Source organism: Jeotgalibaca porci, assembly GCF_011299095.1.
Classification (GTDB): domain Bacteria; phylum Bacillota; class Bacilli; order Lactobacillales; family Aerococcaceae; genus Jeotgalibaca; species Jeotgalibaca porci.
The window spans coordinates 1,988,033-2,003,712 of the sequence record NZ_CP049889.1 but is presented as its reverse complement, the minus strand read 5'-3'; the positions used below and the strand labels follow the sequence as shown (position 1 = coordinate 2,003,712).

General features: G+C 37.1%; 14 protein-coding genes and 1 pseudogene. 12 read left to right on the top strand and 3 right to left on the bottom strand.

Annotated elements, in window-relative coordinates; genetic code table 11:
• Positions 1–59 precede the first annotated feature (59 nt).
• The 8 genes and pseudogenes from G7058_RS10115 (at position 60) to G7058_RS10080 (ending at position 9,463) form a co-directional block, all read left to right on the top strand.
• Positions 60–455, top strand: a complete 396-nt coding sequence (locus G7058_RS10115) for a conjugal transfer protein (protein ID WP_000723886.1) — start codon at positions 60–62, stop codon at positions 453–455.
• Positions 439–2,892, top strand: coding sequence for a conjugal transfer ATPase TcpF (gene tcpF, locus G7058_RS10110; RefSeq protein WP_000941001.1), 2,454 nt, complete (start codon positions 439–441; stop codon positions 2,890–2,892). The genes G7058_RS10115 and tcpF overlap by 17 nt, the downstream gene beginning before the upstream one ends.
• On the top strand, positions 2,889–4,916 hold the full coding sequence (locus G7058_RS10105) for a CD3337/EF1877 family mobilome membrane protein (RefSeq protein ID WP_000192390.1): 2,028 nt from the start codon (positions 2,889–2,891) through the stop codon (positions 4,914–4,916). Before tcpF ends, G7058_RS10105 begins: the two co-directional genes overlap by 4 nt.
• A complete protein-coding gene (locus tag G7058_RS10100) occupies positions 4,913–5,935 on the top strand; it encodes a bifunctional lytic transglycosylase/C40 family peptidase (protein WP_000768374.1) in 1,023 nt (340 codons plus the stop codon). Before G7058_RS10105 ends, G7058_RS10100 begins: the two co-directional genes overlap by 4 nt.
• A gap of 16 nt (positions 5,936–5,951) precedes the next feature.
• The gene (locus G7058_RS10095) at positions 5,952–6,881 is read left to right on the top strand and encodes a conjugal transfer protein (protein ID WP_000584387.1); all 930 of its coding nucleotides are present in this window, start codon (positions 5,952–5,954) and stop codon (positions 6,879–6,881) included.
• A gap of 313 nt (positions 6,882–7,194) precedes the next feature.
• A pseudogene (locus G7058_RS12070) lies at positions 7,195–7,242 on the top strand (hypothetical protein); the annotation flags it as partial.
• A 15-nt stretch (positions 7,243–7,257) separates the two neighbouring features.
• Complete coding sequence (gene tet(M), locus G7058_RS10085) at positions 7,258–9,177, top strand: tetracycline resistance ribosomal protection protein Tet(M) (RefSeq protein WP_000691737.1); 1,920 nt, start codon at positions 7,258–7,260, stop codon at positions 9,175–9,177.
• 100 nt (positions 9,178–9,277) lie between these two features.
• The gene (locus G7058_RS10080; protein WP_413926387.1) at positions 9,278–9,463 is read left to right on the top strand and encodes a cysteine-rich KTR domain-containing protein; all 186 of its coding nucleotides are present in this window, start codon (positions 9,278–9,280) and stop codon (positions 9,461–9,463) included.
• 57 nt (positions 9,464–9,520) lie between these two features.
• On the opposite strand, the gene G7058_RS10075 is transcribed toward G7058_RS10080, so the two are convergent.
• The gene (locus G7058_RS10075) at positions 9,521–9,874 is read right to left on the bottom strand and encodes a helix-turn-helix transcriptional regulator (protein WP_001227349.1); all 354 of its coding nucleotides are present in this window, start codon (positions 9,872–9,874) and stop codon (positions 9,521–9,523) included.
• Positions 9,875–10,405: 531 nt separating this feature from the next.
• Here G7058_RS10075 and G7058_RS10070 point away from each other — a divergent pair.
• From G7058_RS10070 to G7058_RS10050, 4 genes are all read left to right on the top strand, one after another.
• Positions 10,406–10,828 carry an RNA polymerase sigma factor gene (locus G7058_RS10070; protein WP_000804878.1) on the top strand — a complete coding sequence of 141 codons (423 nt, stop codon included), beginning with the start codon at positions 10,406–10,408 and terminating at the stop codon, positions 10,826–10,828.
• Complete coding sequence (locus G7058_RS10065) at positions 10,825–11,055, top strand: helix-turn-helix domain-containing protein (RefSeq protein ID WP_000845144.1); 231 nt, start codon at positions 10,825–10,827, stop codon at positions 11,053–11,055. Before G7058_RS10070 ends, G7058_RS10065 begins: the two co-directional genes overlap by 4 nt.
• Before the next feature lie 495 nt (positions 11,056–11,550).
• Entirely contained in the window at positions 11,551–11,751 is a 201-nt protein-coding gene (locus tag G7058_RS10055) for a DUF3173 domain-containing protein (protein ID WP_000633909.1), read from the top strand.
• A 26-nt stretch (positions 11,752–11,777) separates the two neighbouring features.
• Positions 11,778–12,971, top strand: a complete 1,194-nt coding sequence (locus G7058_RS10050; RefSeq protein WP_000237798.1) for a site-specific integrase — start codon at positions 11,778–11,780, stop codon at positions 12,969–12,971.
• Between the two features lie 67 nt (positions 12,972–13,038).
• Here G7058_RS10050 and guaA read toward each other — a convergent pair whose 3' ends face one another.
• A complete protein-coding gene (gene guaA, locus G7058_RS10045) occupies positions 13,039–14,592 on the bottom strand; it encodes a glutamine-hydrolyzing GMP synthase (RefSeq protein WP_166063416.1) in 1,554 nt (517 codons plus the stop codon).
• Between the two features lie 18 nt (positions 14,593–14,610).
• Positions 14,611–15,534 carry a type I pantothenate kinase gene (gene coaA / locus G7058_RS10040; protein WP_166063415.1) on the bottom strand — a complete coding sequence of 308 codons (924 nt, stop codon included), beginning with the start codon at positions 15,532–15,534 and terminating at the stop codon, positions 14,611–14,613.
• Positions 15,535–15,680: the final 146 nt, after the last annotated feature.

Sequence of the window (15,680 nt, the reverse complement as noted above, 5' to 3'; positions counted from 1 at the left end):
TAGAGCAATCACCTATTTTGATTGCTCTTTTTCTATTTTTACGGAAAGGACGTGAAGACATGAAAAAAATAAGAAGTTACACCAGTATTTGGTCAGTAGAAAAAGTGATTTATGCAATTAATGATTTACAACTCCCTTTTCCCATAACCTTTACACAAATGACATGGTTTATCGTTTCTTTGTTTGTCGTTATAATCTTTGGCAGTTTACCACCACTTTCCTTGATTGACGGAGCACTACTCAAATACTTAGGGATTCCCGTTGTCCTCACTTGGTTCATGTGTCAAAAAACCTTTGACGGGAAGAAACCCTATGGATTTTTAAAATCTATTATTACCTATGCTCTACGCCCTAAAATAACCTATGCTGGCAAACAAATACGATTAAATAAAGAAAAAATGAATGAATCAATCACGATTGTAAGGAGTGAACAATTAAATGGCACACCCCATTAAATATATCGAAGATAATCTCGTATTTAATCATGATGGCGAAGTATTTGCTTATTATGAATTAATTCCCTATAATTACAGTTTTTTAAGTTCCGATGAAAAAGTTCAAGTTCATGATAATTTCCGTCAATTGATTGCCCAAAATCGTGATGGTAAGATTCATGCCCTGCAACTAGCAACCGAATCAAGTATTCGAGCGACACAGGAACAATCGAAAAAAGAAATCACTGGACGATTAAAAGAGATAGCTTACGAAAAAATAGATGAACAGACCGAAGCGTTAGTTTCTATGATTGGTGACAATCAAGTGGACTATCGCTTTTTTATTGGTTTTAAACTCTTGCTGAATGAACAGGAAGTATCGGTCAAAAATATTGGCAAAGACATTCAAAAAGCATTTGCGGAATTCTTTCATGGCGTGAATCACAAGTTGATGGGCGATTTTGTTTCTATGCCTATGTCAGAAATCGAACGCTTTTCTAAAATGGAACAGTTATTAGAAAGTAAATTATCCAGACGCTTTCACATTCGCCCATTGGGGAAAGATGATTTTGGGTATATCATTGCCCACCTTTACGGTCAAACAGGGATTCCTTTTGATGACTACGACTACCATTTACCCAAACGATATGAAGATAAAAAAGTGTTGGTAAAGAAATACGATATTATTAAACCCACTCGCTGTTTAATCGAAGAAAAGCAACGCTACTTACGGATGGAACAGGAAGATACTACCACTTATGTGGCGTATTTTACGATTAACAGTATCGTCGGCGAATTGGATTTCCCCAATAGTGAGATTTTTTATTACCAGCAACAACAGTTCACTTTCCCGATTGATACCAGCATGAATGTTGAAATTGTTGCTAATAAAAAAGCTCTGTCTACCGTTCGCAACAAAAAGAAAGAATTGAAAGACTTGGATAGTCACGCATGGGAAAGCGACAATGAAACCAGTACCAATGTGGTGGACGCTTTAGAATCTGTCGACGAATTAGAAACCAACCTAGACCAAACCAAAGAATCCATGTACAAACTAAGCTATGTGGTACGGGTATCGGCAAAAAATCTGGACGAGTTGAAACAACGTTGTGATGAAGTAAAAGATTTTTATGATGATTTGTCTATCAAATTAGTACGACCTTTTGGCGATATGCTAGGCTTGCATAATGAATTTATTCCCTCAAGCAAGCGATATATCAATGACTATATTCAATATGTCACGTCGGATTTTTTGGCTGGTCTTGGTTTCGGAGCTACACAAATGCTTGGTGAAAATTCTGGTATTTACGTCGGTTACAATCTCGATACAGGCAGAAATATTTATCTCCAACCCAGCCTTGCAAGTCAAGGAATTAAAGGCTCTGTGACGAATGCGTTAGCGTCTGCTTTTATTGGTTCATTAGGTGGCGGAAAATCATTCTCTAACAATATGCTGGTCTATTATTCGGTACTCTTTGGCGGACAGGCAATCATTGTAGACCCAAAAGCTGAACGTGGCAAATGGAAAGAAACCTTACCTGATATTGCCCATGAAATCAATATCGTTAATCTCACGAGTGAGAACGACAATAAAGGGTTACTTGACCCTTATGTGATCTTAAAACTCCCGAAAGATTCAGAAAGCCTAGCCATTGATATTCTCACGTTCTTAACAGGCATTTCCAGCCGAGATAGCGAGAAGTTTCCTGTCCTGCGTAAAGCGATTCGGAGTGTCACTCAAAGCGAACAACGAGGGTTGTTATTGGTGATTGATGAATTGCGAAAAGAAGATACACCCATCAGCAATAGTATTGCTGACCATATCGAAAGCTTTGTCGATTATGATTTTGCCCATCTGTTATTCAGTGATGGCAATGTCACCCAATCCATTAGCTTGGAAAAACAACTCAATATTATTCAAGTGGCAGATTTGGTCTTACCCGATTCCAATAGCTCTTTTGAAGAATACACCACCATGGAATTATTAAGTGTGGCAATGCTGATTGTCATTAGTACCTTTGCTTTAGACTTTATCCACTCTGACCGTTCCATTTTTAAAATTGTTGACCTTGATGAAGCTTGGAGTTTTTTACAAGTGGCACAAGGAAAAGCTCTATCTATGCGTTTAGTTCGGGCAGGGCGTGCCATGAATGCAGGGGTCTATTTCGTTACTCAAAACGCCGACGATTTACTAGATGAAAAGATGAAGAATAATATTGGCTTGAAATTCGCCTTTCGTTCCACTGACCTAGTGGAAATCAAAAAGACCTTAGAATTTTTTGGCGTGGACAAGGAAGATGAAAACAATCAGAAACGCTTACGTGAATTAGAAAATGGACAATGTTTAGTTTCAGACATCTATGGTCGTGTAGGGGTTATGCAGTTTCACCCGATTTTTGAAGAGTTGCTTCATGCCTTTGATACCAGACCGCCTGTGCGAAATGAGGGGGAAAAATGACACAAAAACAAAAGAAATTTCTTCACTATAGTTGGATAACGCTCCTTTGTGTGGGCGTTATTTTACTTTTATTAGGCACGCTGGGCAATGCAGTACAAGCAACAGGCTTAGTTGATGAAACCATTGATACAAGCAACGAGTATTCCAAGTATGGTTTAAATCATTATCAGCTTGATTATTATGTGGACAATAGCTGGGGCTGGCTGCCGTGGAATTGGAGTGACGGCATAGGGCAATCAGTGATGTATGGACTGTATGCCATTACCAATTTCATTTGGACGATTTCTCTTTATCTTTCCAACGCCACAGGCTATTTGGTCAAAGAAGCCTACGCCTTGGATTTCATTAGTCAAACGTCTCAAGCGATTGGTGAGAACATGCAGACCATTGCAGGGATTACACCGAATGGCTTTTCCAGTTCGGGTTTTTATGTCGGCTTCCTTCTTCTTTTTATTCTGATTGTTGGAATCTACGTTGCCTATACAGGACTGGTGAAACGAGAAACGACCAAAGCTATACGAGCTGTGTTAAATTTTGTGGTGGTGTTTATTCTATCAGCTTCCTTTATTGCGTATGCTCCCGATTATATTGCGAAAATCAATGATTTTTCCAAAGATGTGAGCACTGCCAGTTTAGATATTGGGACAAAGATTGTCCTTCCCGATACGGATAGTCAAGGCAAAGACAGTGTGGATATGATACGTGATAGCCTATTTTCTGTTCAAGTCAAGCAACCGTGGTTATTACTTCAATATGGCTCAACCGATATAGAAACCTTAGGTGAAGACCGTGTGGAAAAGTTATTGGCTACCAGTCCAGATACAAACAATGGTGAAGATAGAGAAAATGTAGTGATTGAAGAAATTGAAGATCATGACAATACCTATTTAACACTCCCGAAGACCATTTCCCGATTAGGAACGGTCTTCTTTTTGTTTGTATTCAATATTGGTATCTCGATTTTTGTTTTCCTTCTAACAGGAATCATGATTTTTTCGCAAGTGCTATTTATTATTTTCGCTATGTTTTTGCCAATCAGTTTCCTATTAAGTATGTTGCCGAGTTTTGATGGCATGGGCAGGCATGCCATTACCAAGTTATTTAATGTGATTATGACAAGGGCTGGTATTACCTTGATTATTACCGTTGCCTTTAGTATTTCCACTATGCTTTATTCGCTGTCAGCAAGTTCTCCCTTTTTCATGATTATGTTTTTACAAATTGTGACCTTTGCAGGGATTTATTTTAAACTGGGCGATTTAATGAGCCTATTCTCTTTACAAAGCAACGACTCTCAAAACATGGGCAGACAAGTGTTTCGCAGACCTCGTCAAATGATGAATCGACAAACCAGAAGATTTCAACGCAGTATGAGTAAGATTTTTCGTGGAAAAGCAGGGTCAACGAAGCAAAAGACAATGACAACAAAGCAGAATCAAACCAATAAAGCTAACCATACTCGTCAAAATGAACGGACTACACCAAAGAAAGAAACAGCACTTTCCAATGTGAAAAAGCAACAAGGCGGTATCGGGCAACGATTAGGTGAAAAGACAGCCCATGTATTGGACACGAAAAATCGTCTAGTCAATAAAAGAAAGCAGGCTAAACAACAGATACAGGCGACACCAACCCATGTCAAATATGCCCTTCATCAAGGAAAAGAGAATGTCACTCATAATGTAACAGACTTTAAACAATCTATGGCAGATACCAAAGCTCAACGCAAACAACAGCGTATGAACCAGCAGGAGCAAAAACGAAAGAACATTGCTCAAAAGCGTTTGGAGCTGGATAAAGCAAAAGAAAAAAGACGAAAAGAAAACCCATCATCTCCTGTTCAGAATAACCAGCAGCATGTTCGCAAGCGTCAGCAAACCGTCACGCCTGTTTTGTCACAAAACACTAAACGTGAAAATCATCAGCGACCATTGAAAAAAGAGCAAAAACAAAAGACACCACCGAAGCAATTCAATCAGAGGAAGCTAAATAAAAGAACGGATAAGCGAGGACAACAAACATGAAGCTAAAAATAACAGTGATTTGTAGTGTGGTCTTCTCTCTCTTCTTTTTTCTCTTATTATTCCTAGTCATTTTCTTTGCAGATGATACGGACAGTGGCGAAAACAACAAGGATTCTTCTATTTCACAAGGCGGTGTGACCGTTTCACCAGAAGTGTTGGCACACCGTCCGTTGATTGAAAAATATGGTAAGGAATATGGGATTGAAGACTATGTTTCTTATATCTTAGCCATTATGCAAGTGGAATCGGGCGGTACAGCAGAAGATGTTATGCAAAGTTCCGAATCTTTGGGTTTACCGCCCAACAGTTTGAGTACCGAAGAGTCCATCAAACAAGGGGTTAAATATTTCAGTGAATTATTAACCAGTGCAGAACAACAAGGAGTGGATATAGATTCTGTTATCCAATCTTATAATTATGGCGGTGGCTTTTTAAATTATGTGAGGAGTCATGGGAAAAAATATACCTATGAATTAGCCGAACAGTTTTCTAAAGAGAAGTCGGGTGGTCAAAAAGCAGACTATCCCAATCCCATAGCCATACCTGTGAATGGTGGTTGGCGATATAACTATGGAAATCAGTTTTATGTTCAGTTGGTTTCACAATACCTAACCGACACTTCCCCAACAGAATTTGATGATGAAACCGTGCAAGTCATTATGGACGAAGCCTTGAAATACGAAGGGTTTCCCTATGTCTTTGGAGGGGCGTCGCCTACCACCTCTTTTGATTGTAGTGGCTTAATACAATGGGTGTATGACAAAGCTGGCATTTCTCTCCCTCGTGTCGCCCAAGATCAGTATGACGCTACGCAAGAAATCTCTATGGAAGAAGCCCAAGCAGGCGACCTTATCTTCTTTCATTCAACCTATAATGCAGGCACATATGTGACTCATGTGGCGATATATTTAGAGGGAAATCGCTTTTATCATGCAGGCGACCCAATCGGTTATGGCGACTTAAGCAGTCGTTATTGGCAAGACCATCTGATTGGGGCTAGACGTGTTATTCATAACTAAGAAAGGAATGAATCAAATGATTATAAAAATCGAGCGAAAAGAAAAGAAGGAGAAACCAAAGAAATCTAAAAAACCGAGCAAGCAAAGAAAAGTTCCGATGATTAAAGTTGGCACGCATAAGAAATTAACCTTTGTTTTATGGGTTTTATTGATTGGTAGTGTCGGATTTGGAATCTATAAAAATTTTACTGCCATTGACACTCATACTGTCCGTGAAACAGAAATCATTAAACAGCAGATTGTCGATACCAACCAAGTAGAAAGTTTTGTGAAATCCTTTGCGAAAGACTACTTTTCGTGGCAACAATCCCAAGAAGCCATTGATAAACGAAATGAAAAATTGACCCATTATTTGACGGAAGAATTGCAGGTATTAAATGAAGAAATGATTCGTAAGGATATTCCTACTAGTTCTAGTGTGAACGATATACAGGTGTGGCAGGTTTCTCAAGTGAATGAGAACACCTTTGAGGTACTGTTTTCTGTTGAACAAGTTATTACCGAAGACAAAGACAAGGAAACTATATCGTCTAGCTTTCATGTGGTTGTCCATATAGATGAATCAGATAATATGGTTATTATCAAAAATCCGACAATGAGTAAGAAACCTCAAAAATCGGACTACCAACCCAAACAGCTAGAAAGTGACCATACAGTAGATACAGAAACGATGGACGAAATCACTAGCTTTTTAGAAACGTTCTTCCAGCTCTATCCTACCGCCACAGAAAAAGAATTGACTTACTATGTAAGTAATCATGTGTTACCTATGATTAACAAGGAATATGTTTTCGAGGAATTGGTGAATCCTATCTTTACCAGAAAAGATAACCAAGTAATCGTGAATGTCGCTGTGAAATATTTAGATCAAGAAACAAAGGCAACCCAAATCTCGCAATTTGAGTTGATATTAGAAAAACAAGATAATTGGAAGATTGTAAAATAACAAATATTGGTACATGATTACAGATACTTTGTAATCATGTACTCTTTTTGATAAAAAATTGGAGATTCCTTTACAAATATGCTCTTACGTGCTATTATTTAAGTGACTATTTAAAAGGAGTTAATAAATATGCGGCAAGGTATTCTTAAATAAACTGTCAATTTGATAGCGGGAACAAATAATTAGATGTCCTTTTTTAGGAGGGCTTAGTTTTTTGTACCCAGTTTAAGAATACCTTTATCATGTGATTCTAATGTATCCAGAGAATATCTGTATGCTTTGTATACCTATGGTTATGCATAAAAATCCCAGTGATAAAAGTATTTATCACTGGGATTTTTATGCCCTTTTGGGTTTTTGAATGGAGGAAAATCACATGAAAATTATTAATATTGGAGTTTTAGCTCATGTTGATGCAGGAAAAACTACCTTAACAGAAAGCTTATTATATAACAGTGGAGCGATTACAGAATTAGGAAGCGTGGACAAAGGTACAACGAGGACGGATAATACGCTTTTAGAACGTCAGAGAGGAATTACAATTCAGACAGGAATAACCTCTTTTCAGTGGGAAAATACGAAGGTGAACATCATAGACACGCCAGGACATATGGATTTCTTAGCAGAAGTATATCGTTCATTATCAGTTTTAGATGGGGCAATTCTACTGATTTCTGCAAAAGATGGCGTACAAGCACAAACTCGTATATTATTTCATGCACTTAGGAAAATGGGGATTCCCACAATCTTTTTTATCAATAAGATTGACCAAAATGGAATTGATTTATCAACGGTTTATCAGGATATTAAAGAGAAACTTTCTGCCGAAATTGTAATCAAACAGAAGGTAGAACTGTATCCTAATATGTGTGTGACGAACTTTACCGAATCTGAACAATGGGATACGGTAATAGAGGGAAACGATGACCTTTTAGAGAAATATATGTCCGGTAAATCATTAGAAGCATTGGAACTCGAACAAGAGGAAAGCATAAGATTTCAGAATTGTTCTCTGTTCCCTCTTTATCATGGAAGTGCAAAAAGTAATATAGGGATTGATAACCTTATAGAAGTTATTACTAATAAATTTTATTCATCAACACATCGAGGTCCGTCTGAACTTTGCGGAAATGTTTTCAAAATTGAATATACAAAAAAAAGACAACGTCTTGCATATATACGCCTTTATAGTGGAGTACTACATTTACGAGATTCGGTTAGAGTATCAGAAAAAGAAAAAATAAAAGTTACAGAAATGTATACTTCAATAAATGGTGAATTATGTAAGATTGATAGAGCTTATTCTGGAGAAATTGTTATTTTGCAAAATGAGTTTTTGAAGTTAAATAGTGTTCTTGGAGATACAAAACTATTGCCACAGAGAAAAAAGATTGAAAATCCGCACCCTCTACTACAAACAACTGTTGAACCGAGTAAACCTGAACAGAGAGAAATGTTGCTTGATGCCCTTTTGGAAATCTCAGATAGTGATCCGCTTCTACGATATTACGTGGATTCTACGACACATGAAATTATACTTTCTTTCTTAGGGAAAGTACAAATGGAAGTGATTAGTGCACTGTTGCAAGAAAAGTATCATGTGGAGATAGAACTAAAAGAGCCTACAGTCATTTATATGGAGAGACCGTTAAAAAATGCAGAATATACCATTCACATCGAAGTGCCGCCAAATCCTTTCTGGGCTTCCATTGGTTTATCTGTATCACCGCTTCCGTTGGGAAGTGGAATGCAGTATGAGAGCTCGGTTTCTCTTGGATACTTAAATCAATCATTTCAAAATGCAGTTATGGAAGGGATACGCTATGGTTGCGAACAAGGATTATATGGTTGGAATGTGACGGATTGTAAAATCTGTTTTAAGTACGGTTTATACTATAGCCCTGTTAGTACTCCAGCAGATTTTCGGATGCTTACTCCTATTGTACTGGAGCAAGCCTTTAGAAAAGCTGGAACAGAATTGTTAGAGCCATATCTTAGTTTTAAAGTTTATGCACCACAGGAATATCTTTCACGGGCATATAACGATGCTCCCAAATATTGTGCAAATATCGTAAATACTCAACTGAAAAATAATGAGGTCATTATTATTGGAGAAATTCCTGCTCGATGTATTCAAGATTATCGCAATGATTTAACTTTTTTTACAAATGGGCTTAGTGTTTGTTTAGCAGAGCTAAAAGGATATCAGGTTACCACTGGCGAACCTGTTTGCCAGACCCGTCGTCTAAATAGTCGGATAGATAAAGTAAGATATATGTTCAATAAAATAACTTAGTGCGTTTTATGTTGTTATATAAATATGGTTTCTTATTAAATAAGATGAAATATTCTTTAATATAGATTTGAATTAAAGTGGAAAGGAGGAGATTGTTATTATAAACTACAAGTGGATATTGTGTCCTATTTGTGGAAATAAAACAAGACTACGAATACGAGTGGATACTATACTTAAAAATTTCCCTTTATACTGCCCCAAATGTAAGAACGAAACTTTAATTAATGTTCAAAAAATGAATATAATAACAATCAAAGAGCCAGACGCCAAGACGCAGAGCCGATAATTTGAGAAATGAAACTCTCATCTTATCGGCTCTTTTTGTTTATCTGAATTTTACTGACTAGCCTTCAATATTTCTTGCTTCATTGATACCTTTTGCTAGTGCTTCCATTAAGGATAGTTCTTTGTCTGTAAAGCTATCCATGTATTTTTCTATCTGTAGCCTTCGAGTGCTTTTTATCAAATTATCTGTAGGTAAGAAAAATTCATCAATAGACACATGGAGTAATGATACAAGATCATAAAGCACCTGTGTACTTGGGTGTTGCCCTTTATTTTCTATATTTGTTAAATAACGTGGGTCAATTTCAATGATTGTTCCTACTTGTTCACGGGTGAGACCACGTTTTATTCGAGCCTCTTTAATCGCTAGACCAACGGCTCTAAAATCGTATTTATCTTCTTTTTTACGCATAATAAACCACCTCTATACATTTTACTGTTCCTATCCAAGTGGAAACAGGTATAGAAAAACGTGTTATGTAGTTTGTGAGTTCTTTTAAGAGCGCTATTATGCTTATGAATGTGATAAATCCAATCTCAAATAGAAAGGTCGCTGATTTTATTTACCCATACAACTATATAAAATTTAGTTATGCTGCTAAAAAGTAGATAAAATTGGCGACTGAATGGAGGTCACAGTCGCCATGAAAAAGATACGTCACTATCTAATTCTCTTAATTAGGTTCTTATCAAAAAAACTTACCCACCTACACTAGATAAATATGACCATCAATGTGGTTTTACAAATCGTATAGACAGAACAATTGAAGCACATGAACAGAGAAAACAATCTGTTTATGTGTTTTTTTGGCTACTTCGTGAATATCTTTTAAGATTTTTCTTCACTTATGCAACAAATCCCCCTTTCGTGTCGGGACTTAGTATGAAGGGAGATAAAGAAGTACATGCCACTCCCTTTCACGACAGAAAGGGGGTGAAAAACATGAAACCATCTTCTTTTCAAGAAACCATAGAAAATCAGTTTGACTATATCTGCAAACAAGCCATTGAAGATGAACGGAAAGATTATTTCAAACATCTAAGCAGACTGTCCAAAAAAGAAGTTTCATTTTCTGAAATAGATAACTACCTTGTCACCTCTTTTTCTACGGTTGATACGTATGTCACTGATTTTCAACTATTCACATTGTATGGATTAAGAATCAATGTTGAAAGTGATTTGTTAAGCGAAGCCTTACGCCACCTTCCAGAGAACAAGCGGAACATCATTTTACTTCATTATTTTATGGATATGAGTGATGTGGAAATTGCAGAATTACTAAATGTAAATCGTTCAACAGTTTATCGTCATCGAATAAGTGGACTAGCCATGATTAAAGAATTCATGAAGGAGTGTAAAGAATGAAAACAGCCTATCCAAGGGTTCCCTTCCCCCTCATTGTAAAGGCGACAGATGGCGACGTGGAAGCAATTAATCAGATTGTTAAACATTATCGAGGGTATACCTCAAAACGTTCTTTGCGTCGCATGACAGACGAATATGGCAATTCTCATATGGTTATTGATGAAACCCTACGTGGCAGAATGGAAACAAAACTCATCACCAAGATTTTAGCGTTCGAAATTAAATAATCTCATTTTTTCGTGGAAGCGTGTTGAACCGTTCCACGCTTCCCGATTTGGGAGGTTTGTTATTCCATCAAAGCCTACTGTATGTTCAGTATGTTTTGATAGGCTAACAAGCCAAACGTTCTTTGACAATTGAATAAAGCCAATCGAATACGTTTCGATAAGAAAAGAGCCAACGAACTAACACGCCATGATCTATGAAGATAGCGAGCGATTCATGTTAAAACTTCGTAAACAATCTTTAGCAGGATTGTTGCCATGACTTTCTTATCGTGATAATGATACTCCCGTATAGCCACAGTCCGAGCGTTAGTAGCGTCGCAGACAATGGGTACGGCTACATGAAAATCATGCAGGGGTGAAATGCCCGTGAGCTTTGCTAGAGCTGTTCGATTGCTGGGATATTCTTCTCTTGTCAATGTATTATCATAAAAATATTTGATATAATTATAGGTGAATATTGGAGTTTTCCTAGCCTATAATGGGAAAGGAGTAATAATGATAACGGTCACAAAAAAAGATTTAGTTGAGCTAGGATATGGAACTTCTTTTTCAGCAGACATCATAAAAAAAGCAAAAGAATTGATGATTACAAAAGGGCATACCTACTATCAATCTCGAAAGTTAGATAGAGTCCCTCGTGAAGCTGTTGAAGAAATTCTAGGAATTCGGTTTTCAAATGAAAACAGGTCTGAGTAGTTTTTGCACAGTAAGGAGTAAAAACTATGGTTAAAGACCCAATAAAAAAAGCAAAGAATGGAACCTATTATTTTCGTGCAAATCTAGGTTATGATTCTAAAGGAAAAAAAATTCAAAAATATCGTAGTGGATTCACTACTAAAAAAGAAGCAAGAGAAGAATATTCAAAACTACTACTGATGAAACCAGAAGAATTAAGTGAGAATAAGGATAAAATGACGTTTAATCATTATATCTTTGAAATTTTTCTTCCATGGTATAAGACACAGGTAAAGCTCAGAACATATGAAAATCGCTTACCAACTATTAAGAAACATTTCTCTTATTTTGATAAAATGGCTGTTTCCGATATTGAGCCTATTGATGTGCAAAATTGGCAACTAAAATTATCAAAGAAATGTAAGTCTTCTTATGTGAGAGCTGTTCAAGGACTATTTTCAGTTGCTATGGATCGAGCAATTGTCCTTGGGATAACCACCACAAATCCATCTAAGATTATTGGCAATGTGAAAAAGCAAAAGTCTAAAATTGAATTTTGGACAAAAGAAGAATTTGAAAAAGTAATCTCTCTAATTTATAAAGAAGATTACTATCAACACTTTTTATTTATCTCTCTGTGGTTTTTATTTATGACTGGAATGCGAATTGGTGAAGCTACTGCCATTCAATGGGAAGATATTGATTTTGACTCTGGAGTACTAACCATCAACAAAACACTTTATTACAAGAATCAATCGGATTATAGATTTGTTGAACCAAAAACAAAGGCGAGTGTTCGTCATATTGTATTAGATGAATGTACTCTAAATTATCTATCCGAATGGAAGAAAGCACAACAAAATCTAATTCAGACAGACTTTGTAATGAGCTATAACGGTATTCCTACCCAAAAACATACGCTAGCACATGCTATTGAACGCTATGCTAAGCTGGCTAGTATTCATCGAATCAGAATTCATGGTTTACGGCATTCGCATGCTTCCTTGTTAATCAGTATGGGAGAAAACCCACTCATCATTAAAGACCGTTTAGGACATGAAGATATTGAGACGACTTTAGGAACGTATGGACATCTTTATCCTAACAGTAATTTTGAGGTAGCTAACAAATTAAATGGAGCCATTTCCTTTAAAGAAGCAAAACAAAATTATGATACTTCACCAAAGAATCAATTTACTGTAGACTACTTGCGAAACAAAGAAATGAAAAAAGTGCAATAAAAGTGCAGTAAAAAAATAAGAAGAGCCAGAAACCCTTGATAAACAAGGATTTCTGGCTCTCCTACAACTACTCCCACTCGATAGTCGCTGGTGGCTTGCTCGTAATGTCATACACGATACGGTTAACGTGTGCAACTTCATTAACGATTCGTTTCGAAATAGTTTCTAGTACGTCGTATGGGATTCGTGCCCATTCAGAAGTCATTCCATCTACGGAGTTAACCGCACGAATTCCTACTGTGTAATCGTAAGTACGTCCGTCTCCCATAACTCCGACACTACGGATACCTGGTAGAACGGTGAAGTATTGCCATACGTCACGATCAAGACCTGCGTTTTTGATTTCTTCACGTAGAATGTAATCAGACTCGCGAACGATTTCCAATTTTTCTTCAGTGATTTCACCAAGAACACGAATTCCTAGACCTGGGCCTGGGAACGGCTGACGCCATACTAGACTTTCTGGCATACCTAATTCAATACCAAGCGCACGCACTTCGTCTTTGAATAATGTATTTAGTGGTTCGATTAATTTAAATTGCATATCTTCTGGTAATCCACCTACGTTGTGGTGAGATTTAATTGTTTGTGCTGTATCAGTACCACTCTCAATAACATCAGAGTAAATTGTTCCTTGTGCCAAGAATTGAATACCGTTCAATTTGCTAGCTTCATCATCAAAGACGCTGATGAATTCAGCACCGATAATTTTACGTTTTTTCTCTGGATCAGCAACGCCTGCCAATTTAGACATGAAACGCTCTTGTGCATCAACTTTAATAATGTTAAGTCCAAATTTGCCTGAAAGACTTTCCATTACTGCCCCAGCTTCGCCTTTACGCAATAAGCCGTGGTCTACGAAAATACAGGTTAATTGGTCACCGATTGCACGATGTAATAATACACCTACTACTGATGAGTCTACCCCGCCAGAAAGAGCAAGTAGTACTTTTTTGTCGCCAACAGTTTCACGGATTTTATCAATCTCAAAATCGATAAAGTTCGCCATAGACCAGTCGCCTTTGCTTCCGCAAATATCGAACGCAAAGTTACGTAACATTTCGTTACCGTGCACAGAATGACGTACTTCCGGATGGAATTGTACACCATAAAATTGACGTTCAACGTTTGAGAACGCCACAACTGGACATTGTGCATTCGTTGCTGTTACTTCGAAACCAGCAGGAATGTCGGTAATTAAATCACCATGACTCATTAAAACTGTTTCAGATCTTTCAAGACCGTTAAACAAAGGATCATCTGTATGGAGGATTTCAATTTTTGATTGGCCATATTCACGATTAGCAGCTTTTTCTACTGTTCCTCCGAATTGCGCTGTCATCAACTGCATTCCGTAACAAACACCTAAAATTGGTAATCCTAGGTCGTAGATAGCTGGGTCGACTGTAAAAGAACCTTCTTCGTAAACGCTGTTTGGTCCGCCAGAGAAAATAATTCCTTTTACATTCCCCAATGATTTTATTTTTTCCGCAGTTGTCTTGTGTGACAGCAACTCTGAGTAAACTCCGAATTCGCGGATGCGGCGTGTCAATAATTGATTGTATTGGCTTCCGAAGTCCAGCACAATAATTTTTTCAACACTGCTAATTTCTGTCTTCATGAATATTTTTCCCTCCATTTAATACTTTTTAATATTCAGGTAATCAATATGATGATTATCTGATTTATGAATAATTAAATCTGCGCGAGTCATGGTCGGTGCAATAAACTCTTGAAGATTCTTCAAGTTTACACTCTTCCAGACTTCACGTGCCATTGCAATGGCTTCATCTCTGTCACCAATTGCATAGTTATAATAATAGTTATCGGGTTGATCCTTAGCTAAATCCATCAACATCTCAAAACGCTCGATATACCATTTTTCGATATTCTCAATTTCTGCATCGACATAAATAGAAAAATCAAAAAAGTCGCTCGCATAAATTTGTTGATTGGACGGCAATTGCAGGACATTTATTCCTTCGACAATAAGAATGTCAGGCTCATGGAGAACGTTATAGTCATCCGAAATGACATCATAAATGCGATGGGAATAAACCGGATATTTAACATATGGCTTTCCTATTTTAACATCTAGTAAAAATTGAATCAATTTTTCCATGTCATAACTTTCAGGAAACCCTTTTCTAGTTAGTATGCCACGTTTAATTAATTCCGCATTCGAATAAAGAAAACCATCTGTTGTTACTAAGCCGATATTCTTTTCGGGGTAAAATTTCCCCAACGTATTTTGCAAGACACGAGCTGTGGTACTTTTACCGACTGCTACACTCCCTGACACCCCGATAACCATTGGAGACGGTTCATACGGACGATCAAGGAACTTACTTTTCATTCTTCTTAAACTACGATAATTTTTTGTGTACAAATCGATAACTTCAACTAAAGGTAAATATATATCCTTTACGTCCGCCAGGGACAGCTTATCATTCAATGAAATTAAGCTCTCAAGTTTGTCTTCTGATAAGATGGGAACATCTTCTTGATGAAAAGTTCGCCACTCCTCGCGACTGATTTGATAGTAATTGCTATTAGGAATCATCTTAAGCCCTTTCCGCCAAAAACTAATTTTTGCCTATTGTATCATAGATTTGACTTTTATATCTAAGAAATTGGCAGTTTGCCTCATTTTTACTGAATTAATCACTCGTCATTAACTTTCACCGATAGTGTCGTTAAGTTTTCTTA